At 47.2% G+C, this 22427-nt stretch carries 21 protein-coding genes and 1 pseudogene; 13 read left to right on the forward strand and 9 right to left on the reverse strand.

Annotation, left to right across the window (positions count from 1 at the left end):
- The first annotated feature begins 276 nt into the window (after nucleotides 1-276).
- Entirely contained in the window at nucleotides 277-765 is a 489-nt protein-coding gene (locus tag ACN0RF_RS09650) for a DNA-binding protein (protein ID WP_417438831.1), read from the forward strand.
- 21 nt (nucleotides 766-786) lie between these two features.
- On the opposite strand, the gene ACN0RF_RS09655 is transcribed toward ACN0RF_RS09650, so the two are convergent.
- Nucleotides 787-1110: a HigA family addiction module antitoxin gene (locus tag ACN0RF_RS09655; protein WP_011235745.1), complete on the reverse strand. Its 324-nt coding sequence runs from the start codon at nucleotides 1108-1110 to the stop codon at nucleotides 787-789.
- Nucleotides 1111-1121: 11 nt separating this feature from the next.
- Nucleotides 1122-1415, reverse strand: coding sequence for a type II toxin-antitoxin system RelE/ParE family toxin (locus ACN0RF_RS09660; protein WP_417438832.1), 294 nt, complete (start codon nucleotides 1413-1415; stop codon nucleotides 1122-1124).
- A gap of 204 nt (nucleotides 1416-1619) precedes the next feature.
- Between ACN0RF_RS09660 and ACN0RF_RS09665 the strand changes: the two genes are divergently transcribed.
- The gene (locus ACN0RF_RS09665; protein WP_417438833.1) at nucleotides 1620-2900 is read left to right on the forward strand and encodes an anti-phage deoxyguanosine triphosphatase; all 1281 of its coding nucleotides are present in this window, start codon (nucleotides 1620-1622) and stop codon (nucleotides 2898-2900) included.
- A 2-nt stretch (nucleotides 2901-2902) separates the two neighbouring features.
- Nucleotides 2903-3610 carry a ZIP family metal transporter gene (locus tag ACN0RF_RS09670; RefSeq protein ID WP_114982300.1) on the forward strand — a complete coding sequence of 236 codons (708 nt, stop codon included), beginning with the start codon at nucleotides 2903-2905 and terminating at the stop codon, nucleotides 3608-3610.
- Here ACN0RF_RS09670 and ACN0RF_RS09675 read toward each other — a convergent pair.
- A complete protein-coding gene (locus tag ACN0RF_RS09675) occupies nucleotides 3607-4098 on the reverse strand; it encodes a hypothetical protein (protein ID WP_417438834.1) in 492 nt (163 codons plus the stop codon). The two genes, ACN0RF_RS09670 and ACN0RF_RS09675, sit on opposite strands and share 4 nt — an antisense overlap.
- A gap of 101 nt (nucleotides 4099-4199) precedes the next feature.
- Between ACN0RF_RS09675 and ACN0RF_RS09680 the strand changes: the two genes are divergently transcribed.
- The 3 genes from ACN0RF_RS09680 (at nucleotide 4200) to ACN0RF_RS09690 (ending at nucleotide 5569) form a co-directional block, all read left to right on the forward strand.
- Nucleotides 4200-4472 carry a type II toxin-antitoxin system prevent-host-death family antitoxin gene (locus ACN0RF_RS09680; protein ID WP_114982302.1) on the forward strand — a complete coding sequence of 91 codons (273 nt, stop codon included), beginning with the start codon at nucleotides 4200-4202 and terminating at the stop codon, nucleotides 4470-4472.
- Nucleotides 4459-4800 carry a hypothetical protein gene (locus ACN0RF_RS09685; RefSeq protein WP_417438835.1) on the forward strand — a complete coding sequence of 114 codons (342 nt, stop codon included), beginning with the start codon at nucleotides 4459-4461 and terminating at the stop codon, nucleotides 4798-4800. Before ACN0RF_RS09680 ends, ACN0RF_RS09685 begins: the two co-directional genes overlap by 14 nt.
- A gap of 112 nt (nucleotides 4801-4912) precedes the next feature.
- The gene (locus ACN0RF_RS09690) at nucleotides 4913-5569 is read left to right on the forward strand and encodes an epoxyqueuosine reductase QueH (RefSeq protein ID WP_034822872.1); all 657 of its coding nucleotides are present in this window, start codon (nucleotides 4913-4915) and stop codon (nucleotides 5567-5569) included.
- Nucleotides 5570-5647: 78 nt separating this feature from the next.
- Here the strand turns inward: ACN0RF_RS09690 and ACN0RF_RS09695 are convergent, their stop codons facing one another.
- The 3 genes from ACN0RF_RS09695 to ACN0RF_RS09705 form a co-directional block, all read right to left on the reverse strand.
- A complete protein-coding gene (locus tag ACN0RF_RS09695; RefSeq protein WP_417438836.1) occupies nucleotides 5648-7801 on the reverse strand; it encodes a TonB-dependent siderophore receptor in 2154 nt (717 codons plus the stop codon).
- Between the two features lie 72 nt (nucleotides 7802-7873).
- Entirely contained in the window at nucleotides 7874-8344 is a 471-nt protein-coding gene (locus ACN0RF_RS09700) for a hypothetical protein (RefSeq protein WP_417438837.1), read from the reverse strand.
- A complete protein-coding gene (locus ACN0RF_RS09705) occupies nucleotides 8344-9489 on the reverse strand; it encodes a PepSY-associated TM helix domain-containing protein (protein WP_417438838.1) in 1146 nt (381 codons plus the stop codon). The genes ACN0RF_RS09700 and ACN0RF_RS09705 overlap by 1 nt, the downstream gene beginning before the upstream one ends.
- Nucleotides 9490-9599: 110 nt before the next feature.
- On the opposite strand from ACN0RF_RS09705, the gene ACN0RF_RS09710 reads away from it, so the two are divergent.
- The 5 genes and pseudogenes from ACN0RF_RS09710 to ACN0RF_RS09730 all read left to right on the forward strand — a co-directional run bounded on the left by ACN0RF_RS09710 (nucleotide 9600) and on the right by ACN0RF_RS09730 (nucleotide 16494).
- Nucleotides 9600-11747, forward strand: a complete 2148-nt coding sequence (locus ACN0RF_RS09710) for a TonB-dependent siderophore receptor (RefSeq protein WP_417438839.1) — start codon at nucleotides 9600-9602, stop codon at nucleotides 11745-11747.
- Between the two features lie 180 nt (nucleotides 11748-11927).
- Entirely contained in the window at nucleotides 11928-14093 is a 2166-nt protein-coding gene (locus tag ACN0RF_RS09715) for a S46 family peptidase (RefSeq protein WP_417438840.1), read from the forward strand.
- 133 nt (nucleotides 14094-14226) lie between these two features.
- Nucleotides 14227-15060, forward strand: coding sequence for a putative RNA methyltransferase (locus ACN0RF_RS09720; RefSeq protein ID WP_417438841.1), 834 nt, complete (start codon nucleotides 14227-14229; stop codon nucleotides 15058-15060).
- A gap of 57 nt (nucleotides 15061-15117) precedes the next feature.
- A pseudogene (locus ACN0RF_RS09725) lies at nucleotides 15118-15357 on the forward strand (DUF2442 domain-containing protein).
- 3 nt (nucleotides 15358-15360) lie between these two features.
- The gene (locus tag ACN0RF_RS09730; RefSeq protein WP_417438842.1) at nucleotides 15361-16494 is read left to right on the forward strand and encodes a GNAT family N-acetyltransferase; all 1134 of its coding nucleotides are present in this window, start codon (nucleotides 15361-15363) and stop codon (nucleotides 16492-16494) included.
- On the opposite strand, the gene ACN0RF_RS09735 is transcribed toward ACN0RF_RS09730, so the two are convergent.
- Nucleotides 16491-18266 carry an SLC13 family permease gene (locus ACN0RF_RS09735; RefSeq protein WP_417438843.1) on the reverse strand — a complete coding sequence of 592 codons (1776 nt, stop codon included), beginning with the start codon at nucleotides 18264-18266 and terminating at the stop codon, nucleotides 16491-16493. The genes ACN0RF_RS09730 and ACN0RF_RS09735 overlap by 4 nt on opposite strands.
- A gap of 196 nt (nucleotides 18267-18462) precedes the next feature.
- On the opposite strand from ACN0RF_RS09735, the gene ACN0RF_RS09740 reads away from it, so the two are divergent.
- On the forward strand, nucleotides 18463-19464 hold the full coding sequence (locus ACN0RF_RS09740) for a lyase (protein WP_417438844.1): 1002 nt from the start codon (nucleotides 18463-18465) through the stop codon (nucleotides 19462-19464).
- A 109-nt stretch (nucleotides 19465-19573) separates the two neighbouring features.
- Here ACN0RF_RS09740 and ACN0RF_RS09745 read toward each other — a convergent pair whose 3' ends face one another.
- Together ACN0RF_RS09745 and ACN0RF_RS09750 are read right to left on the reverse strand one after the other, a co-directional pair.
- Nucleotides 19574-20404, reverse strand: a complete 831-nt coding sequence (locus tag ACN0RF_RS09745; RefSeq protein WP_417438845.1) for a DUF4198 domain-containing protein — start codon at nucleotides 20402-20404, stop codon at nucleotides 19574-19576.
- Between the two features lie 2 nt (nucleotides 20405-20406).
- The gene (locus tag ACN0RF_RS09750; protein ID WP_417438846.1) at nucleotides 20407-21474 is read right to left on the reverse strand and encodes a PepSY-associated TM helix domain-containing protein; all 1068 of its coding nucleotides are present in this window, start codon (nucleotides 21472-21474) and stop codon (nucleotides 20407-20409) included.
- A 143-nt stretch (nucleotides 21475-21617) separates the two neighbouring features.
- Here ACN0RF_RS09750 and ACN0RF_RS09755 point away from each other — a divergent pair, with 143 nt between their 5' ends.
- Nucleotides 21618-22400, forward strand: coding sequence for a ferredoxin--NADP reductase (locus ACN0RF_RS09755; protein WP_011235725.1), 783 nt, complete (start codon nucleotides 21618-21620; stop codon nucleotides 22398-22400).
- Nucleotides 22401-22427 lie beyond the last annotated feature (27 nt).

The following is a 22427-nucleotide window of genomic DNA, read 5'->3' on the forward strand; positions in this document are numbered from 1 at the left end:
ATTTAATCCGGGCTGAAGCTTACATGGATAGACCCAGACACCCTAAAAAGGAAGTTGAAAAGGCTTTGCGTTATGCCGAACAGAAAGGCTGGAGAGTGCAGTATCGCGGAAAAGGACATTGTTGGGGACAGATTTTGTGTAAACAAAACAGCTTGAAATGTCGTTGTGGAGAGTTCTGCATCACTTCTGTAAATAGTACGCCGAGAAATGAGAAGACTCATTCAAACCAGTTAAAGCGAGTTGTTGATAACTGTATCTATATAGGAGATGACGACAATGAATGAATATGACTTTACGTTGAAGTTTGTCATCCCTAAAGACTTGAAAACCGATGATCTTAGTAACCAGATTTTTGCTGGCGGATGTGATGATGCAATTATTGGCGTGGGAGTTGCGGGTCGATTGGCGTTAAATTTTGTACGTGAATCAAATAATGCAACAGAGGCAATTCGCTCTGCGTTATCTGATATTCAAAAAATAATCCCTCAGGCTAAGCTAGTTGAAATAGGCCCGGATTTGGTTGGCTTGTCAGACGCTGGCGAGCAACTCAATATGAGCCGGCAATATTTGCGGAAAGTACGGGATCAGGAATTGGAGAAGTTTCCACTACCGGTGCATGAGGGCAACCCGTCACTTTGGCATTTGTGCCACCTGCTTGAATATTTCCGTCAGGAAAAGCTACGCGATATTCCAGAATGTAAAATTGAACTAGCGAAAGCCGCTATGACACTTAATTACGAACAACAGAAGCAGCGGGTTTATTGAGGTTTTAAAGCCGCCGATCCCTCAAGCCTGCTGATAAGGCTTAGCGTGAGGTTTCAAGCGCTTTACGTTTTCAGCTTCTTGTTCGTATGCCCGGTGGCGTACGTCCCAGATTTCGACGGCGTGCTGAATATTCAACCAGAACTCCGGAGTGTTACCCAAAGCGGCAGCTAATTTAATAGCCATAGGTGCGGTCAAGGCTCCTTTGTCATGAACAATTCGGCTGAGCGTATTTCTGTGTACTCTCATGGCATCAGCGAGCTCTTTTATTTCAATGTTCATCGGTTCAAGAAACTCGGTTATTAGCATCTGGCCAACGGATACCGGGCGACGTTTTGTATCTCTCATAATTATCCTTTTTAACTTTGGTAAAGGTGTGGATCCAGGTATGTATCTTGGGCGATACCGTCTTCCCAGTGGAAAATAAGTCGATACTGTTTGTTAACCCGGATAGAACAATACCCCGAAAGTTTTCCTTTTAAATATTCGAAGCGATTACCTGGGGGAACCCTTAAATCTGACTCCTGCGTTGCAGCATCCAAAATTTCGAGCTTCCTGAAGAGCGCTCCTTTGATGATCTTCGGTATTTTCTTGTGGCTGATATCATCTTCGTAGAATCGTTCTAGCCAGTCGTCCCTGAATTTAACGGCCATGGTTTACTGATCACTTTGCATTCATTCTATGCACAACAGTGTTGTGCGTCAAGTTGGTGTATTTATACTAAATTTGAGTTCTTAAACTATCAATTGGTAAGGCATTGATATAAATGTCTTACATTGGCGGTATTAAAACTGGGCAAACCCGAAAAAATTTGTTTTGCTGTGAGTAACTGAAAAAACAAACGAAGACATTTTGCTATGCTCAAACGCCGCTCAGGAAAAACCACCACCTTTAATGCCGCTACGCCGGACAGTGATGCGCAGCGTGACCGGGCGCGTATTATTCATTCGTCGGCGTTTCGCCGTTTGCAGGCAAAAACTCAGGTGCTGGGTGTGGGCGAGAGTGACTTTTACCGTACGCGCTTAACGCACTCTATGGAAGTGGCGCAGATTGGCTCGGGCATTTGTGAGAAGTTAAAGCAAAAGTATGCCAACAACGACGCTATTTCGATGCATATCCCGTCCTATTTCCAAATTGAAGCCATTTGTCTGGCGCATGATATTGGTCACCCGCCGTTCGGGCACGGTGGTGAAGTGGCGCTGAACTATCACATGCACAGCAGCGGTGGTTTTGAGGGTAACGGGCAGACGCTGCGTATTATTTCAAAGCTGGGTGAGTATTCCGACCACGACGGTTTGGATTTAACCCGGCGTACTTTACTTGGCGTGCTTAAGTATCCGGTGTTGCATAGCGAAGTTAGTACTTGCTCACTATCTGCCGAAGACCACTTAAGTGCTTTTAAACCGCCTAAATCCATTCATGACGACGAACAGGATGTGCTGGACTGGATACTGGAACCGCTGACTCCCAACGACAAAGCGACTTTTCGCTCCACTAAAACGAAAGAGGGTAAAACCAAAGCACAATATAAAGCTTTTGATACCTCCATTATGGAGCTGGCAGATGATATATCGTACGGCGTGCACGATTTGGAAGACTCGCTGGCGCTGAACCTAGTAACTGAAAAGCAGTGGCGCGAAGACGTACTCGCTGTGTTGGACGACAACAGCGTTATTATGCAGGAAGAGCGGTTTTACACCGAGGCGCTTTTTTCAGGCCAAAGCAGGGCGCGTAAGCATGCAATTAGTAAACTTGTCGGGCATTTTGTGGATGCCATCGAAGTTGCAGAACAGAACCTGTTTGAATCTCCCTGGCTGGATCTGCAGGCGAGCCTTCCGGAGCATATTGAACATACTCTGCAAGTGTTGAAGGACTTTGTGTTTAAGCATGTTATTCGGAGCTCTTCGGTGCAAGTTTTGGAGTACAAAGGCCAGATGATGATCTTGAAGCTGTTTCAGGTACTGAGCGAAAACCCAGAGCAACTGCTGCCTGGCTCTACTTTGCAAAAATATAAAAACGCAGAAAACCCCAATCGTGTTATTTGCGACTATATTTCGGGCATGACGGACAACTACGCGACCAAGCTTTACAGTAAATTGTTTAGCCCGGACACCGGCTCTGTATTTGATAAGGTTTAATCATGAACGTTTATATTATGCTGCTCATAGCCTGGGGAGCCGGCTTAATGGCGGTTTTCGGCGGCTTTTTAGCGCACGTTGAAGGCAAAGCCAATACGACAGTTAAGAAAGAGTTCGTACACGGCGTTACGGCATTTGGTGGTGGCATTTTAATGGCCGCCGTGGCTTTTGCATTAGTGCCAGAGGGAATGAAAGAGTTAAATGCCTGGCAACTGACAGGGTTATTTGCCGCTGGCGGTGTTACTTTTTGCCTCGTTGATGCTTGGTTGCAAAAGCATGAGGGCAATGTTTCACAATTTATGGCGATGGTGCTCGACTTTGTGCCTGAAGCGGTTTCTCTAGGGGCTGTGTTTGCCGTTAACCCAAAAATGGGCATTTTGCTGGCCATTTTCATTGCCGCGCAAAATTTCCCGGAAGGGTTTAATGCCTATCGTGAACTGAAATCGGCAAAATTAACCACTAAAACCGCTTTAATCGGGCTTTTAGGTGTTTCCTTTTTCGGCCCCCTGGCGGCAATTATGGGTTACTGGTGGTTGAGTGATGCACCACAAATTACAGCGATGATCATGAGTTTTGCCGCGGGCGGCATTCTCTACCTGGTGTTTCAGGACATTGCCCCACAGGCGAAAATGCGCCGCCACTGGATGCCCGCACTCGGGGCTGTATTTGGTTTCATTATTGGTATGCTTAGTAAGCAGCTTATGGGTTAGTCGGTCTGCTTATAGGTAATAACATAAAAAACCAGTAGGCCATCAGTTAAAGACTTCGTTCCATAACGCTGACCGTAAAATTGCAGGTTATTGTAGTCTATCGAGAAAGTGCGAAACTCTTGCTGGCTCATGAATGCGCCTGTCGTAATGCACATGGTCAGCCGACATTCGGACTCCGCGTGTAACAGCCCATCTTGATCGGACAGCAGGTTGGATAGCTCTTTCTCGCGGCTTATTCCCCACGAACTGATGCCATTCTGCGGTACAAATCTCTCAACGCCATAAAGGTAGTTGCCGTCGTCAGAAAAATACTTGTTCTGTCCCTCAAAAAAGCTGGGATTCTCTGCAATAAGTTGCTCGCGTTTGAGCTCTTCTTCATTTGAAGTATCGGTAGTTTTTGGCGTATTTACTTCCGATGCTTGGTGGCCTGCCCAAAAAGAGAAAGCAGCAACCAAAACAAATGCGCATACTAATAAAATCCTTTTCATATTTACCTCTAAAGTGTTTGTAGACTAAATTTGGTCTTTATTTGGACTTCTGTTGGTTTTCATCTATAATTTTAAAAGTAACCTAGTCTAGGGGGCAGACAATGTATCAAACTAAACAGTCACGCATCACAACGGTTTCAGCATTTAAGAAAGAACTGTCTTCAATGAATGTTGAGGAGCCTGTTGTTGTTACCCAAAATGGGGAGCCACTCTATGTGGTTCAGGACCCAGCCCAGTATGAAATGCAGCAAGAACAAATGGCTTTTATGAAGCTAATGTCATTCGCAGAAAAAGATTTAAAAGCTGGACGCACCTTATCTTCAAATCAGCTTCGTTCTAATCTTGAGGAAGTGCTGACGAATGACGGCAATTAGTATTGAATATACCGAAACATTTGAACGTCAAGTTAGTGCACATAGCCAATATCTGGCGAGGTATATTGGTCAATCGCAGGCAAGGGGTCTGATATTTAATTTTATAGATATGCTTGAGCAGAGGGTAATACGCTATCCCGAAAGCAGCCCGCTTTGTGAAGAAGCGGCCGACTTAGGCTTTACGAATTATCGTGACTTTATTCTCCCTGATCAGCAGTTTAGAGCCATTTATCGACTTGAAGAAGAGAAAGCATATATGATGCTTTTTCTAAAATCTCGCCAGAGTATTAGAGAGGCGCTCCTACAATATTGTTTGCGGGTTGAGTAATGAAATGGCTCGATCGGTTTCATTCAACTATAAGCTCTTCTAACCAAGAAGGTGATCACCCCCGCCTGTTTGAGTTATAATTCGCACAAATTTCAGCCGCGAAGAGAGAATTATGGCTAGAAACAAGAAAGAATCCATTGTTTTGGAGACTCCGACGGGGTCTGATCATGTGTTGCTACACTCTTGCTGCGCGCCATGTTCAGGCGAGGTTATGGAGCGCATGGCGGAAGCTGGCATTAAATTTACCATTTTCTTCTATAACCCGAATATTCATCCGGAAAAAGAGTATCTGCTGCGTAAAGAAGAGAACATCCGCTTTGCTGAGAAGCTGGGTGTGGACTTTATTGACTGCGATTACGACTCTAAAAACTGGTTCGAACGGGTTAAAGGCCTGGAGTGGGAGCCGGAGCGCGGTGAACGTTGCACCGAATGTTTTGATATGCGCTTTGAGCGTACAGCGCTGTATGCCCACGAAAACGGTTTTGACACCATTACCAGTTGCTTAGGTATTTCACGCTGGAAAAACATGGACCAGATTAACGACTGTGGTCAGCGTGCGGTAGCACCATACCCTGGCCTGCACTACTGGACCTTTAACTGGCGTAAGCAAGGCGGCGCGGCGCGTATGGTGGAAATTGCTAAGCGTGAACGTTTTTACCAACAGGAATATTGCGGCTGCGTTTACTCATTAAGAGACATGAACCGCTGGCGCCTGAAAAATGGTCGTGATCGCATAGAGATAGGCGTTCAGTACTATACCAACGAATAAATCACACCTAAAAAAGAGCCCCGGACGCTGGGAAGAGATACGCCCGGGGCTACACGTGAAAGCTACACTCAGTAAGCTTTAAAAGTTATAACGGAAGTTCGCCATAATCGTGCGTTGCTGTCCGTAGAAACAGTCACCGTAATTGTCCCCTGAGTCGAACTCTCCTCGGTTCAAACATGAAGTGAGTACTGTTCTGTCAGTCAGGTTGTCAATATCCAGACTCAAACTGTAGTTGTCCCAGTCATACCCGATCATGGCGTCAAATACGGTATAGCTGGGTGTTTCTAAGTACAGCTGATTACTATTGTAAGTTACATAACCGTCGGAAGTATTACCGACATAACGTGCACCGGCACCAATCTTAAAGCCGTTCCAATTATCTGGGCGGTACGTGGCCCAGATAGATGCCTGATGGTCCGGTGTTGCGGATAAAGGCTTACCAACTTCAGTTGGCTCGTTGCTTTTGCTTATAGCTGCATCGGTGTACGCGTAACTGGCGTAAACGTCCAGAGAATCCCAGGCCAGCTGAGCTTCTAATTCAACACCTTCTATCTCGACCTCACCCACTTGAATCTGACGGTCAGGGAATGGGGCATCGCCATCATTAGAGGTGGTAGTTCTGTTTTCTTCTGTAATTTTATAAACGGAAGCGGTCAGTAAGTGTTCTGTACCTTCCGGCTGGTATTTAACACCAGCTTCCCACTGTTTACCTTCTAATGGGACGTATGGATTGTCATAAGCATCTCGGCCAATGAGTGGAGAGAACGATTCACTGTAACTAATGTATGGTGAGACACCGCCATCCATTAAGTACATAAAACCCAGTCGACCAGTAGTGGCATATTGGTCTGTTGCCACGCCACCCTCAGGGTTATTGGTCGCTCTGTCACGACGCAAGGCGGCCGAAACTAACCATTTCTCTGCGATGCGCATGTTGTCTTGTACATAAAATCCTAATTGATGAGTTGTTAAAGAAGCGGCATCGGTTATGTCTTCTTCTGTAGGTAAGCCTGTTGCCTGACCATACACCGGATTGTACAAGTCGAGTTCGTTAAGCACTGCCGCGCTAGCAGAGTCGGAATCTGTATATGCGTCTTGAAAATCTATGCCGAATACAAGGTCATGTTCGACAGGACCGGTTATTACCGAGCCATGCAGTTGTAAGTCACTTGTCCAGCTTCTTGAGTCAGAGCGATATAAAGTAGCTACACGACTTACTGTGCGATTGTCTTCCGCAAATACCGGCGGCCAACCGTACATTGTGTTGTAGTCTGCATGACTGTCGCTGTACCGGCTTGCTAAACGCAGACTCCAGTTCAGATTAATGTCGTGTTCAACAATGGCTGTTAGCGCGTCTTGCTCCGTATCGTATTTGTCGAAACCCGGCTCTGACACAAAAGTAGAGCTGTCAATTTGGCCAAACTCGTTCGGCAACAAGGTTCCCTGCCAGGGGAAAAATTGTGTGCTCGAGCCTGACTCATTGCGCTGAATGTTGCCAATTAAGGTAATTTTTGTATCTTCAGAGGCATGCCAGCTCAATGACGGATTTAGCACCAGGCTGTTATCCGGAACGTAATCGGTTTGCGTATCGCTGTCGCGGTATAAGCCTACAAAACGGCCGGTTAACGAAGCATCATCGTTCAATGCACCAGTAATATCGCCGGCAACTTGCTTACGGGAGTAGTTACCCAATTGAGCCCAGAACTGACCTTCAGTTTCTGCCTTCGGACGTTTACTCACTAAGTTAATAATGCCGCCGGTAGAGCCTTGGCCATATAGAACCGAGCTAGGACCTTTTAAAACTTCAATTTGGCCAAGAGAATAAGGGTTAACGCGAACGTTGTTGTAGTTACCGAACAGAGATTTAAGGCCATCAAGGTACTGAACTGGAGCAACGCCACGAATCTGAGCCCAGTCGCCACGAGTGTCAACGCCGTATGGGCCGTTGTACAAGCCTGCAACGTAGCCGATAGCATCTTGCACGGTAACAGCACCTAAGTCCTGAATACGAGCTTCGGTAAGTACAGAAACCGATAAAGGCGTTTCAATAATCGGTGTGTCAGATTTGGAGCCAGTAGCACTAACGTAAGAGATAAGTCCGCGAGAGCTGACATTGATGGTTTCCATCATCTCTTCTTGAGTTTTCTCTTGTTTTTCTTCTTGTGCGTAACTGCTGGTGGAAGCTAAAGCGGCCAGAATGCTAGCCGCCAGAACAGTCTTTTGAATTTTCATTATTCCCCTCAAATATTAGATGCGATCTAAATTGGCGGAGATTCTAAATGAAAATGATTCGCGTTTAAAGTGTTATTTCACCCAAGTTTCGGGAAGTTCCCAATGAGCTTGATGAACGTCACCATTCCAGGTTTGCAAAGTGACCCAAACGCGCTGTTGTGAATTGAGTTTTTGTGGCGCTATAGCATGTACGTGCTGCAATAACTCACTGCCGTGCAAAATGCCGACATCATCTTGTTGCAGTTCTTCAATAGCAATTGGCTCCTCGCCAATGTTCACGTAACCCTGACGAATATCACTGACTTTTCCTTCGTTAACGTACGCTGAAAAGTCTTTTACCCAGTCTTCATGATGTGCGTAAGGCGCGTCATTATTGGCTGGTTGCAAGGCCACTTTAAATGGGCCTGCGGCTTTTTCATCCCAGACAGGAGGGAATTCAGGTGGCTGCAACTGCTCATATAAAAAGTAAAAGGGCAGAATAAGAATTAAGCCACTGAACTTAAATTTATTCCGGTTCCAGAAGGTATTTTTACGGCGTGCCATTAGTTAGCTCCTTCATTCTGTAACGACTCTTGCAGCGGTGTGCGTTTGGCTTTTGCCGCTTTCACTGTGCGAGAACCCCAAATCAAAAATCCGGTAATGGACATGGCTGACAAAATAAGTCCAAAAATAAACCAGATGGCTTTAGTCCAGATACCGCCAATAGTGCCGTAGTGCAGCGGATCAACAATATGCTGAATGGTCTGCAGGGTATTCATATTGTCGGGCGAAACGGCCCGGGCTATCTCACCATTCCACGGGTTAATATCCAGCCGGTAAGAGTATTGGTCGTAGAAAATGAAGTCGCCGCCGCCCATAATTTTGAACATGTCACGGTTATGCTCAGGCATCATAATGAAGCTGGGGCGGATATCAGGGAAGCGCTGCTCCGCTATAAGCAAAGCGTCTTCAAAAGACACCGGAGCCTGTGCTTTTTCTCCCATAGGAATGTCAGATACTTCAACCAGCGGAGCGTGTTCTTCAATATCAATGTCTGCGTGCCAGAGCACTTGCTGAGTAAAGTACCAGAGGCCAGTTAAACTCATAACAATGAGGAACCAGATGGACCAGGCGCCGCCGTGCTTGTGTAAGTCGGTTAAAAGGGTTTTTTTGCCTTGCTTGGCACGAATTTTAGGTTGCGAGTAAGCGCGCCAGAACCTTTTATAAATGACCAGGCCGGTAACCAGAGCGCCAATCATGACAAAGGACATGGCCGAAACCAGGTAATAACCAACGCTGTAGCCGTCTTGCCAGGGGAATAGCAACCAGCTATGCAGTGAGCGCATAAAGTTAATAAAAGTGATGCCCTGATTAACTTCCTGAATTTCTCCGGTGTACTGGTTTACATACGCAATGCCCATCGGGATGTTTTCATCAGAGAAGAGTACGGCGTTAATAATATAAGGCTCAAAAGTCATTACCGTCGTAACGTTGGCCGTTGGAAACTGGTCTTTAACGGTAGCAACTAGCTCGGAAATTGGCTGAGCTGGCAAATTGTCAGGATTAACCGCGCGCGCATTTTCGTTGAACAGCCAGGTTAGCTCGTGACTGAATACGGCGATGGTACCGGTAATGCAAATAAAGCAAAACAGGATCCATATTGGCAGCGAGCACCACCCATGTAATTTGAACCATTGCCTTTGTGTCATTCGAACTCCCCCGAGAAATTTTCCGAAATGATATTGTAAATACGAACAATTATCAAATACAATGTGTCGATAACAATTCTCATTTACAAAGTTTGGTCGGGAGACAATTCATGAAGGCATTTGCCAGAAAATTCATAGCCACAGCGGTAGCATCCGCCCTGTTAAGCTCCGCGGCTGTAGCTGCACAAAAGGAAGCTTCTGCTGAAGAAAACAAAGAAAAAGCAGGAACGCAGGAAAAGATTTTTGAACACATTAAGGTTACCGGCAGTTCTTTAGATCAGGCGACTACTGCAACAGGCCTGCCGTTAACATTGCGCCAGACACCCCAATCTATTTCTATTATTGACCGCACCTTTATAGACAGCTTCTCGCTCGATACGGTTGCCGATGTGATGCAGTTTGCACCGGGTATTCAGGCGCAACAGGCCGAAACTGACCGGTTTTTCTTCCGTGCCCGTGGCCGCGATGTGACCAACTTCCAGTTTGACGGTGTGCCTATTGCGTACAACAGCTTCTTTAGTGAAGCTTTGGCGGACTCCGTTATTTTTGAACGCGTTGAAATTGTGCGTGGCGCTACCGGTTTGTTAACCGGTGCCGGCGAACCTTCTGCTGCCATTAACCTTATTCGTAAGCGCCCTAAAGCGGAAGATGGTGGTTATGCGAGCCTGGGGATTGGCTCCTGGAGTAACTACAGAGTAGAAGCTGACCACTCTCAAACTTTGTCTGAGGATGGAAACGTAAAAGGACGTGTTGCGCTTGCCTATGAAGAAGGTGACAGTTACGTCAATTTGTCCGAAAAAGAAAACGCGCAAATTTACGCTGTTGTAACTGCTGATTTAACGACTCAAACACGTTTAACCATGGGCGCTGATTATAGCGAGCGTAATCCCAAAGGAAGTATGTGGGGCGCACTGCCTCTGTTTTATGACGACGGTACACAGGCTGATGATTTGCCAGTTAGTACAACGACAGCATCGACCTGGAATCGATGGGATAGAGAAAGTACTAGTGTATTCGTTCAGTTAGAGCATGCTTTTGATAACGGCTGGGATATCCAACTGGATGTTGAACGTCGTGAAGATGATATGGACGGGTATCTTTTGTATTTCTCCGGTTTTCCAAACAAAGATACCGGACAAGGCTTAGGAACATCGCCAAATCATTATGTTGCTGAACGTGAGCAAACTTCCTATCGCTTTTTGGCGTCAGGTCCTTTCGAGCTATTTGGTCGTGAGCACCAATTAACAGCCGGTGCTTTGAGTTCTGAACAAAATGTTGATTCCGTTTCTTATAGCAGTGCTGACGCCATAGACGTTCCTAGTTTGTTTGACTGGGGGAATGGGGTCGATCCCATTAACTTTAGCGACACTCCCGCTTATGGAACTTATGAATCATATAAACAAAAAGGGGTATACGCTGCAGCTCAATTGAGTTTAACGGATGACTTAACTGCTATTCTAGGCAATAGAATTACAACCTATGACACTTTTGTACAATCACCCTGGTCGCCAAGCGATTATAAAAACTCAGGTGTTAACACCCCTTATTTCGGGCTGGTTTATGATGTCACAGACGTTATTTCAACCTATGCCAGCTACACGGAAATTTTTAAACCTCAAAGCGCACGAAATGCAGAAAATGAACTCATTGGTCCGGTGGAAGGTTCAAACGCAGAATTGGGCGTTAAAGGCGACTTCTTTAATGAAGCTTTAACAGCCAGTGTTGCCGTCTTTAAAGTAAAAGAAGATAACCTAGCGATTAATGACCCCGATAACCCGGATTTCCTACCAGGCACGACTATCCAGCCGTCTATCGGAGTTGATGGTGCCGAAAGTGAAGGTTATGAGCTTGAGTTAAATGGTAAGCCAACCGATTCGCTGAATATTTTCTTCAGTTATACCCACAATGAGTCGGAAGATCGTGACGGTTCAGACTATGCGCCTTACTTACCCGAAGACATGGTGAAAGCCAGCGTACTTTATACTGCCACAGATGCATTGAAAGTCGGTGTGAACGCCAACTGGCAGAGCAAAATATCGTCTAACCCGAATATAGGCCCAAATGGCGAAACCTTTATTCAGGACAGCTATACCGTTGTGAATGCCATGGCTAACTATAAGTTAAGCCAAAACTGGGATCTGAGCTTTAACGTCAACAACCTGTTTGATAAAAAGTACTATTCCAGCATCGACTTTTATAATCAGGGCTTTTTCGGTGCTCCGCGCAATGTGGAACTGAGTGTTAAATACGCTTGGTAAAAACAGCAAGCTATACTTGTAAGAGGCTGTGCTTTTGCACGGCCTTTTTTGTGCGTAAATTTTGACACTGTTATTTTGTAACATTACTTGTCTGTTTATTGACAAGTTTCGGCAAGACTATGACTATAGCTTTTATCAGAGGTTATTGTTCCCTCCCTAACAATTAACAGAAGAGACACTATGAAAAAGTTATTGATTGCTTTGTCTGTAGTCAGCTGTTTTGCGGCAGCCGACGAAGGTATGTGGATGCCCAAACAGTTACCGGAAATTGCCGATAAGCTGAAGGCGGCAGGTCTGACTATTGACCCTAATGATATTTCTAAATTAACCGAGTTCCCCGCTGCTGCTATTGTCAGTCTGGGAGGTTGTTCGGCCTCGTTTGTGTCACCAGACGGATTAGTAGCAACGAACCATCATTGCGCTTACAACAGCATTGCTCATAACTCGACGCCAGAAAACGATTTGCTCGCTAATGGCTTTTTAGCCAAAGACTTAAGTGCAGAAGTACCGGCGGCACCGGGCAGTCGCATTTTTGTGACTAAAGCGGTCGATGACGTCACTAATAAGGTGATTGATGCCAAGGTAACCGAGTTAACGGGCAAAGCGCGTCTGGACGCGATAGAAGATAACCAGAAAGCTTTGGTAGCAGAATGTGAAGAGGACGAAGGGCATCGTTGCACGGTAGCTGCATATTACGGCAGCCTCGAGTATTACCTTATTAAGCAACTGGAAATTAAGGACGTTCGCTTAGTCCATGCACCGGCAAGCGGTGTTGGCAAATTTGGTGGCGACACCGATAACTGGATGTGGCCACGTCATACTGGCGACTACAGCTTTTTACGCGCTTATGTCAGCCCGGAAGGTGAGTCAGCGGATTACAGTGAAGACAACGTACCTTATAAACCGGATTACCACTTAACGATAGCCAGTGAAGGTCTGGAAGAAGGTGACTTTGTTATGGCGCTGGGTTATCCGGGCCGCACTAACCGTCATCGTCTGCCGTCTGAAGTAAAAGAAACCTTTGAATGGAGCTATCCTAAAACAGTTGAGCAGTTTCAGGATTCGCTGGACATTATTGCCCGGGAAACAGCCGACGACAAAGACGCAGAGCTTAAATACGCCAGTCGTGTTGCCGGCCTGAACAATTACCTGAAAAACCGTCAGGGTATGCTGGACAGCTTTGCGAACAGCGACTTGCTGGAACGTAAGCAACAGGAACATAAAGAACTGACTGAGTGGGTAAACAGCGACCGCACGAAAAAAGCGTTGTATGCCGATGGGCTTAATACCATTGATATGTTGCTACAGCAGCGCCATAAGAAAAGTCGTGCTGATTACCAACTGAATAATGCAACGCCGCGTTTGCTTTCTGTTGCCCGCGCTGTGCACCGTTTGGCTCAGGAAGGCACCAAGCCCGACGCCGAACGCAAAGCCGGTTACCAGGAACGTGATATTCCGCGCTTTGAGTCATATTTAGCAGGTATGGATCGCAATTTTGACGCTAAGGTTGAGAAGGCATTAGATCTGCACAATCTGAGCAGCTACATGGCGCAGCCTAAGTCAGAGCGCGATGCCGCGTTTGATAAAGCTATGGGTCTGCGTGATGGCATGAGCAAGGACGAGTTAAGCGCGTTAATTGATGGTTGGTATGAAAGCACTAGCTTACTTGACCGGGATAACCGTATGGCGTTGCTGGAATTTGGCCCGGAACAGTTTGAGCAAAGCGAAGACCCGTTCGTCAAAGCTGCTGTCGCACTTTATCCTTCCGATTTAGAAGATGAGAAAAAGAGCCAAGAACTTTCCGGTAAAATTCAGCAAGCCTACGCTGACTACATGCGTGCAAAAATTGCCTTTATGCAAAGTAAAGGAGAGGCGGTGTACCCTGATGCGAACAGCACGCTGAGAATTACTTACGGTAACGTTGCAGGCCGTGACCATGGTACCGAAGACGGTAATGCCTGGGCACCTTTTACTACCTTGCGTGGTGTAACAGAAAAAGCCACTGGTGAAGGGGAGTTTAATGCGCCGGAAGAACAACTGAAGGCGATTGAAGCCGGTGACTTCGGTCCTTATGAGAAAGCGGATTTAAATTCTGTACCTGTGAACTACCTTGCCACTTTGGATATTACCGGTGGTAATTCAGGTTCTGCGGTTTTGAACCATAAAGGTGAGTTTGTCGGCCTGGCTTTTGACGGCACGCTGGATTCCATTATTTCCGATTGGGATTTCAACCTGGAGAACACCCGTTCTATTCAGGTGGATACTCGCTACATGCTGTGGCAGATGGAATACGTTGACCATGCGGATAATCTGCTGAAAGAGCTGGGCGTCAGTACAAGCCAGTAGTTATTATTTAACGTATTAGCTATAGCAAAACCACCATCGTTAATTTTTAGCGATGGTGGTTTTTTGTTGTGCTGGCAGAAGGCGAGCAGGAAGAATAAGATGGTCGCAAAATAGCGTTGTAAAAGTAGATGGTATGCCAATAACAAAAATATCCGCCTTACGTTGCCCAATAGAGCAGTCACCTTTGCAGTTGGTGGACGGCAGCTGGCGTTGTGAAAATGGCCATAGCTATGATGTGGCAAAGCAGGGCTACGTGAATTTGTTGCCGGTGCAGAATAAGCGCTCGAAAGACCCCGGCGACAGCAAAGCCATGGTGCAGGCACGGCGGGAGTTTCTGGAGCAGGGTTATTATGAACCACTGGCGCAGGTCCTGGCTGATACTGTGTTAGTACAGGGCGAGCAGGCGGTGCTCGATGCCGGTTGTGGCGAAGGCTACTACCTACGTTATTTGATTGAGCAGGCGGAACAAAACGGTACTGATTTAAGCATGGCCGCTCTGGATATTTCAAAATGGGCAGTGCAGGCTGCGGCAAAACGCGATAAACGCCTCAGCTGGATGGTCGCTTCCAATAATTCTATTCCATTGGACGATAACAGTGTCGATACTATTTTGTGCGTGTTTGGCTTCCCTGTTGAAGCTGAATTTAAGCGGGTTCTAAAGCCCGGCGGGCGGCTGATTATGGTAGACCCAACTGGTGATCACCTAAAAGAGCTAAAAGCCATTATTTATTCTGAGATAAAAACAAAGTCAGATAACCTGCCTGTAAACTCAGAATACTGGTCTTTAGCATCAGAGCAGCGTGTGACTTTCCAATTTGAACTGAATAATAACCAGGCTGTTCAAAACCTACTTACCATGACACCACACCTCTACCGTAGCAGTGCCGAGGGCCGTGAACGTGCCGAGGCTCACAGCTCTTTACAGCTGACCGCTGATGTCTGGGTGCGGGTTTTTACTGTCTTTTAATCATGATTTGTCTGTTAAGATAAGCTTCTAATTGAGAAGAACTACTGGAGGCGTGGTATGAATACTTTAGAAATTGATCGCCATCCTGTTGCAGTGAATGTATCTGTTACCGAGGCAACTCTTGAGGTCGAGCTTGCTGATGGCCGTAAAATTTCTGCGCCCATTGTTTGGTTCCCTCGCTTGGAAAGTGCCACCGAGGAGCAGCGTTAGGATTGGCAATTGTTGGGTAACGGTCAGGGTATTCACTGGCCACAGTTGGATGAAGACATCAGTGTGCTTGGGCTCTTAAGCGCCTAACGCATGCGAGCAGTTATTCATTCAACAATCACCACTGTAGCTAAAAACGACTGGGATAGCCTGTTCGGGCGCCATTACCCCTTTACTCGCTATGACTTTCTGCTGGCGCTTGAGCAGGGTGGCAGTCTTGGGTTGCAGCGCGGCTGGTTGCCGCAATATGTTGTCGTTTATGATGATAATGGCACCATAGTTGCGGCTATGCCGTGGTTTAAGAAAACGCATTCCTACGGTGAGTATCTGTTCGACTGGGCCTTCGCCGAAGCCTTTGAGCGCTACGGTTTTCAGTATTACCCCAAGCTGATTAACGCCATACCTTTTACCCCATGTCAGGGACCACGTCTGGCTATTAACGAGGGCGTTAACCGCGGCGAAGTGCTGTCCATTATTGAGTCGGAGTTGTTAAAGCAACATGACGTCAGTAACTTGCAGAGTTTGTACGTTGAACCTGACGTGAGCCGTGCTTTAGCCGATGAAGGCTGGTGGCAGCGTTTTGATATCCAGTTTCTCTGGCAAAACCGGGACTACGGCAGCTTTGATAATTTTTTAGCGGCTCTGGTGTCGCGTAAGCGTAAGACGATTCGCAAAGAGCGGCAGAAAGTATCAGAACAAAATGTGCAGATGCGAACCTTTCAAGGGAATGAGCTGACTGCGGAGTTTTGGCAGCAATTTACCCTGTTCTACCAGCGTACTTATTTAAAACGTTCTGGGCATGGCGGCTATTTAACCCCTGCTACCTTCAAGCTCTGGGCTGAACATTTAGCCGATTATATTGTGGTATTCGCTGCCTACAAAGACGACAACCTGCTGGCTGCTTCTTTGTGCTTTAAAGGCGAAGATACACTTTACGGACGCTACTGGGGCTGCCTGGAAGAGCTTGAATTTCTGCACTTTGAAGCCTGTTATTATCAGGGAATTGAGTTTTGCATAAACCACGGGCTGCAGTATTTTGACGCGGGTGCCCAGGGTGAGCACAAATTGCATCGTGGTTTTGAGCCGGTTCTGCGCGAAGGCTTTTACCGTTTTATGGAGGCGCCTCTTAGCGACGCCATTGAGCAGTATTGTCAGGATGAAAGCTGTGCGTTACGCGAACACCTGAAAACACTGCAAACCTATTTGCCTTATAAAATTAGCAATTAATATAACGGCCATACCAGCAGTATCATGACCAGCGCAACCGCCGACACCAGCAGAGACAACGGCAGGCCAAGCCGCCAGTAGTCGCTAAAGCTGTAACCGCCCGGGCCCATAACCAATATATTCGACTGATGGCCTATAGGAGTTAAGAAAGGCACCGCGGCGCCAATAGCAACGGCCATTAAAAACGGATCCATACTGGCACCAAAGCTGCTCGCCATACTAATGCCAATAGGTGCCATAAGTACTGCTGCCGCCGCATTATTGACAATGTTGGACAGCAGCATAGTCACTATTAGCAGTAAACCCACCGCAACAAAGTCGGGCGACCCCTGGCTGATGTAAAGCACTGCATTAGCAATGGTGTCGGCGGCACCGCTGCGCTCCAGCGCGGAACCCAGTGGAATGGTTGCGCCCAGCAGAACAATAATAGGCCAGTCTATGGCGTCGTAGAGCTCTCGCAGAGGCAAAATATTGGTAATAACCATAAGGCCTGCTGCCAGTGAGAAAGCAACCGGCACCGAGATAAGGCCGAGTGCTGCTGCCAGAATTGCTGCCGAGAATATCCCCAATGGCAGGATCAGCTGTTTTGGCGAGCCCAGCCGTAAACTGCGTTGCGCCAGGGGGAAGCAGCCGAAGCGTTGAAATACGTCATTAAGCACTTCAGCGTCTCCCTGAAGTAATAAAACATCGCCTGGCTTAAAGCGAATATTTGCCAGTTTTGTTCCCAGCTTCTGACCTTCCCGGGCTACGCCCAGTACATTAATACCGTAGCGGCTGCGCAGTTTAATGTCGGCAGCGGAGCGGCCGATAAGGCGAGAGTCATGTCCGACAATGCCCTCAATAACCGTAATGTCGTCGGATTTTAAAAAGCGGTCATCAATTTCCTCTTCGGCATTGAGCTCCAGTCCGGTTCCGTCAATTACCTGCTGAATAGTTTCAGCATTGGCTTCAACTATCAGCACGTCTTCAGCTTTTAGCCGTAAATAACGAGCGGGTGCAGACCAGCGCTTTTCGCCACGTTGTAGCGCAACAATCACAAAGTCTTCTTCGCTGCGGTTTTCCAGCTCATACAGAGTTTCACCAACGAAATTAGAGCCTTCAGGTACATAGAGTTCGGTCAGGTAGCTGCTGACATCATATAGCGACTGCGATTTCGACTTTCCTGCTTTTTCAGGCACTAGCCAGGAGCTGAGTAACCACATAAAAAGCAAACCGGCTATGGCAATACTGAGGCCGACCGGAGTAAATTCAAAAATACCGAAGGACTCGCCCATAGCTTCGCGACGAATGTCGGCAATAATAATGTTTGGTGGCGTACCCACCATAGTAATGGCACCACCCAGTAATGAACCAAAAGCCATAGGCATAAGCAATTTGGATGGGTTGTTGCCACTGCTGCGGGCAAGTTGCAGGGCGACCGGAATCATTATCGCCATGGTGCCGGTATTACTGATAAAAGCCGAGCAGACTGTCGTGACTGAGGTCAGGGCTATCATTTGTATCCAGCGTTTATCGCCAATATTTTTCATAGCTGAGGCCAATGCATCGACAACGCCGGAACGCCATAGCGCCTGGCTAATAATCAATACTGCCGCAACCGTAATGACAGCAGCGTTACCAAAACCACTGAAAACCTCAGCAGTTGGAACCAGACCAAGGATAGCTGCGGACAATAGCGCCATCATGGCAACCAGGTCGTAACGCCATTTATCTATGACGAAAAGCACCAACATGGCGACTAAGATTATTCCAATGAGCCATTGATCCAGCATGTAAGAGGTACCGTTTAGTATTTAAAGGTTGAAGATTGCACAGTGTGGGGTTTGAAGCAATAGCGTCTATACTGATAAATCAGTTGGATATGCCATTGCGGTAGCCTGACATTCATGTCAGGTGAGATATCGTTCCTGACGTAAACGTCAGCCTACTGTAATGTCAGGATACGAAATTATTTACGGAGGCCATAAAATGAAATACTTAAGCTTAACAAGTGCGGTAATCATTGGCCTGGCGGGAGTAAGCAGTGCGCCGGCTAACAGCGATGACCACAAAGACAGTGGACTGGCTAAAGCGGAAATTCAGGAGTGGCAGGTTCCCTGGGAAGACTCTCGACCCCGTGATCCCTGGGTACATAATGACACTGTCTGGTTTGTGGGTCAGGGAAGTGATTACGCGGCAACATTTAACCCCGAAACCGAAGAGTTTAAACGCTACGATCTACCCGATGGCGCAGGCCCGCATACCGTAATTGTTGACGACCGCGGGGGCTGGTATGCCGGTAACCTAATGAACCATATTGGCTTAATTGATCCGGCTTCAGGCGACATTAAAAAGTATGAATTACCCGGAGATGGAACACGCGACAGCCACACCATGGATTTCACTAGCGATGGTAATATTTGGTTTACGGTGCAGGGCGGTAATCAAATAGGCTTTCTGGAAACCGATGACGGTGAAATAGAGCTTTGGAGTGTGCCTACGGATTCGGCCCGGCCTTACGGTTTAATTGTCGAGAACGACAAACCCTGGGCGACGCTCTTTGGTACAAATAAGCTGGCTACTGTAGAAAACGGCAAGCTACAGGAAATTGAGCTGGATCGAAAAGATAACCGGCCTCGTCGTTTGGGTATGACTGACGACGGTACCATCTGGTATGTCGACTATAACAAGGGTTACGTGGGTAGCTACGATCCGGCTAGCGGTGAGAATAAAGACTGGCGGGCACCGGCTGAAGAAAATTCACGGCCTTATGGTATGGCTGTGGATAAACGTAATGACGTCTGGTTTGTAGAAACCGGTGTGCAGCCAAACCGGCTGGTGGGCTTCGATACCGAAACCCACGAGTTTTCAGAGCCAATTGAGCTGGAGAGTGGCGGCGGTACCGTTCGTCATATGTTCTCTGATGAAACTACCGATTCCATTTGGTTCGGCACCGACGCCAACACCCTGGGAGTGGTTCGTCTTGAGTAGCCTGACGTTTACGTCAGGAGCGATATCTCACCTGACATGAATGTCAGGCTACGTCCGCGTCGGGTTGTATCGCACCTGACATGAATGTCAGGCTACGTCAGATGAAACCTTACATAGGCAGAACTTCTAATACGGCAACATAAGAGCCCTGGCGTTTGCTTGCCGGGGCTTCGCCGTTGTCGTCGGCGTATTCTGCTTCTAACCAGTACATGCCTGGTTCATCCAGAGTGAAGGTGACTTCGCCTTTCTCGTTAGTTGTTAACTTGGTTGGTTGTGCCTGGTTACGGTAACGTTCACCGCCTTTTACTAAGACAATTTCAGTTCCCGCGGCTGCAGCACCATCAATATTAAATTTAAAGGTAATGTTTTCAGCGGTGTATAAATCGTTCGGGTGGGTTACCGGTTCAAGTTCCAGACCTTTACCTGTTGGGCCGAGCGTGTCATAAGTTGGCGCACCAGAAGTTACAAATGTCTCAACACGACGTGAGCGCTCACTAACTTCTAACTCTTTAGCGTCCTGAGGCACTTCTTTGTAGAAGTCTTCATTGGTTTTTTGCGCACCACGTGGCGGCCAGTACTGGCGTTCACCTTCGTCATCCACCCAGCGTGCGGATAAACCTGAGCTGGCTGAATAAATGGTATAAGTGCCTTCTTTTTCCAGTTCAATATCAAATACCGAGCGATACTTGCCTTTATGGCCATTCTCCAGAGTCACATCGGAGCCGTCCGGCGCCATGGCTTTGACGTAATCTAAGCTAAGCGGGTAGTGATCAGGATAAAAAATGCCATTGGCGATAGCGGCATCAAAAGTCACCCATTCTGAGTCGCCGGAAACGACGGTGGCGCTGGGTTTAATCCAGACCCGGTGAGCTTCGCTGCTGGTGCTGGCAAATAAGGTCAGCACAGCCAGGCTGGTAGTAAGTACAGAAGATAATTTCATGATTAAGGCTCCAGTTTTAATGACACTCGGCCAAGCTCGTGCTCGCCGGTCTCTGAGATGGATATTGGGCTATCGATAGGTAAAGACAATGGCAGGCGCAACATTTCACGACCGCCGACTTCGCGCGCGGCTTCTACATACAAGTAGTACTGGCCGGGCTCAAGTTCTGGTAATTTGGTTAATAAAGGCGTTAAGTCCACCTTGTGAGTGCCGGGGCGGCGAGTTGCACCCGATACACCGTCGATAGGCATGTCGGCCATGCGGCCGCTGCGACGCCACCACTGGCGCATGTCTTTAAGCCACTTTTCGCCTTCGTTATCTTTTAGGTTAACGTCGTACCAGACTGCAATATCAACTACCCGTTGGTTACGTTTATTTGCCAGCCATACCGCCAGGTAAGGTGCGTGATATTCAGCCACTGACAGACGGGGAATTTCGACATTGAGCTCGTTCTCAGCAGCATGCGCTGACCCCATAACGGCGAACAAAGGAATGATGAAGCCAGCCAGAACCAGTGGCCAGGTGGACTTGCGCCCCTTACTGTATTTTTTCAAAAGTAATAACCCCGTAATTGTGAATAAAATGCTGGCAACGGCAAATACGTCAATGAAAAGGCTCCAGAGAAAACCGGTGTTGCGGGCTTTGTGGAGGTCATTGAAGTAGGCTATCCAGCCGCGATCGGTGGTTTCCGAATAAAAAGCACCACTGGTTAAATCGACGCTGAACCAGCTGTCCCCGCCAGGGCGAGGCATGGCGACGTACAATTCGTAGTCACTCCATTCGATTTCGGCATTTGAACTGATGCTGTTTTGCGTCTTATCTTCGTACCAGCGGTGGAAAAAAGTTGGTAGAGCGTCATTCCCTGAAGCATTCGCCAACCGGTCCAATTCCGTTTGTGGGAGAGAGCTTTCATGGCTTTCGACGCTGGGTGCGGATTCTATCCAGCCAGCATGGTTTAGCGTTATACCGGTGACTGAAAACAACAACATGCCAATGAGGCAAACGGCAGAGCTTATCCAATGCCAGTCTTTTAAAGACCACCCTCTGCGGCCACCCGAACGTCGAGCCATTAACTTTTCTTCCTTTACAAACAACAGTGCATGTATCTTATATAAAAACCGTTCTCATTTTCAATAGTTAATGATAAAAATTCTCATTTAGATTTAGTTTTTTTATGTTATTATGCGCACAAAATCGCCAATGAGGAATTGTTATGAGAAGTATCATTGCGGAAAAAGTGACTCAGGTACGTCACTGGAACGACACCCTGTTTAGCTTTAGAACCACGCGTCAGCCAAGCTTTACCTTCGAAAACGGTCAGTTTGTAATGATGGGACTGCAACTGGAAGACAAGCCGCTGCTCAGAGCTTACAGCATTGCCAGTGCAAACCACGAAGAAGAGCTTGAGTTCTTCAGTATTAAAGTGCCGGACGGCGCCTTAACGTCACGCCTGCAACATATTAAGGTGGGTGACGAAGTGGTATTGTCGACACGCCCTACAGGCACGTTAGTACCGGGGCACTTACTGCCCGGCAAAAACTTGTACTTGCTCAGTACCGGTACCGGTTTAGCGCCTTTTATGAGTGTTATTAAAGACCCCGACATTTACGAACAGTACGATAAAGTCGTGTTGGTTCACGGTGTGCGTTGGGTTTCTGAGCTGGCATATCAAAAAGAAATTTCTGAGATTCTGCCAAACAACGAATACTTTGGTGACTGGGTGCGGGAAAAACTCATCTATTACCCGACAGTGACCCGCGAGCCATTTCGTGATGAAGCGCATCAGCAACGTATTACCGATTTGCTGGAGTCTGGAACTTTAACCAAAACCATTGGTATGCCAGATTTGAACCCTGAACACGATCGCTTTATGTTGTGCGGTAATGACGCTATGCTTCAAGATCTGATGGTTATTCTCAATGAACGAGGCTTTAGTAAAGCAACGTCACGTAAGCAAGGCAGCTACGTGATTGAGCAGGCCTTCATTGAGAAATAAAGAGTATTGAAAAATAAAGAGTATTGA

Origin of the sequence: Idiomarina sp., from assembly GCF_048260185.1 — a bacterium.
Taxonomy (GTDB): domain Bacteria; phylum Pseudomonadota; class Gammaproteobacteria; order Enterobacterales; family Alteromonadaceae; genus Idiomarina.

Coding starts and splice junctions, on each gene's coding strand:
- ACN0RF_RS09685 (WP_417438835.1), top strand. CDS start 4,459: ATGACGGCAATTAGTATTGAATATACCGAAACATTTGAACGTCAAGTT.
- ACN0RF_RS09665 (WP_417438833.1), top strand. CDS start 1,620: ATGCTCAAACGCCGCTCAGGAAAAACCACCACCTTTAATGCCGCTACG.
- ACN0RF_RS09735 (WP_417438843.1), bottom strand. CDS start 18,266: ATGCTGGATCAATGGCTCATTGGAATAATCTTAGTCGCCATGTTGGTG.
- ACN0RF_RS09730 (WP_417438842.1), top strand. CDS start 15,361: ATGCGAGCAGTTATTCATTCAACAATCACCACTGTAGCTAAAAACGAC.
- ACN0RF_RS09700 (WP_417438837.1), bottom strand. CDS start 8,344: ATGGCACGCCGTAAAAATACCTTCTGGAACCGGAATAAATTTAAGTTC.
- ACN0RF_RS09660 (WP_417438832.1), bottom strand. CDS start 1,415: ATGGCCGTTAAATTCAGGGACGACTGGCTAGAACGATTCTACGAAGAT.
- ACN0RF_RS09715 (WP_417438840.1), top strand. CDS start 11,928: ATGAAAAAGTTATTGATTGCTTTGTCTGTAGTCAGCTGTTTTGCGGCA.
- ACN0RF_RS09675 (WP_417438834.1), bottom strand. CDS start 4,098: ATGAAAAGGATTTTATTAGTATGCGCATTTGTTTTGGTTGCTGCTTTC.
- ACN0RF_RS09755 (WP_011235725.1), top strand. CDS start 21,618: ATGAGAAGTATCATTGCGGAAAAAGTGACTCAGGTACGTCACTGGAAC.
- ACN0RF_RS09695 (WP_417438836.1), bottom strand. CDS start 7,801: ATGAAAATTCAAAAGACTGTTCTGGCGGCTAGCATTCTGGCCGCTTTA.
- ACN0RF_RS09720 (WP_417438841.1), top strand. CDS start 14,227: ATGCCAATAACAAAAATATCCGCCTTACGTTGCCCAATAGAGCAGTCA.
- ACN0RF_RS09745 (WP_417438845.1), bottom strand. CDS start 20,404: ATGAAATTATCTTCTGTACTTACTACCAGCCTGGCTGTGCTGACCTTA.
- ACN0RF_RS09690 (WP_034822872.1), top strand. CDS start 4,913: ATGGCTAGAAACAAGAAAGAATCCATTGTTTTGGAGACTCCGACGGGG.
- ACN0RF_RS09680 (WP_114982302.1), top strand. CDS start 4,200: ATGTATCAAACTAAACAGTCACGCATCACAACGGTTTCAGCATTTAAG.
- ACN0RF_RS09750 (WP_417438846.1), bottom strand. CDS start 21,474: ATGGCTCGACGTTCGGGTGGCCGCAGAGGGTGGTCTTTAAAAGACTGG.
- ACN0RF_RS09650 (WP_417438831.1), top strand. CDS start 277: ATGAATGAATATGACTTTACGTTGAAGTTTGTCATCCCTAAAGACTTG.
- ACN0RF_RS09710 (WP_417438839.1), top strand. CDS start 9,600: ATGAAGGCATTTGCCAGAAAATTCATAGCCACAGCGGTAGCATCCGCC.
- ACN0RF_RS09655 (WP_011235745.1), bottom strand. CDS start 1,110: ATGAGAGATACAAAACGTCGCCCGGTATCCGTTGGCCAGATGCTAATA.
- ACN0RF_RS09740 (WP_417438844.1), top strand. CDS start 18,463: ATGAAATACTTAAGCTTAACAAGTGCGGTAATCATTGGCCTGGCGGGA.
- ACN0RF_RS09705 (WP_417438838.1), bottom strand. CDS start 9,489: ATGACACAAAGGCAATGGTTCAAATTACATGGGTGGTGCTCGCTGCCA.
- ACN0RF_RS09670 (WP_114982300.1), top strand. CDS start 2,903: ATGAACGTTTATATTATGCTGCTCATAGCCTGGGGAGCCGGCTTAATG.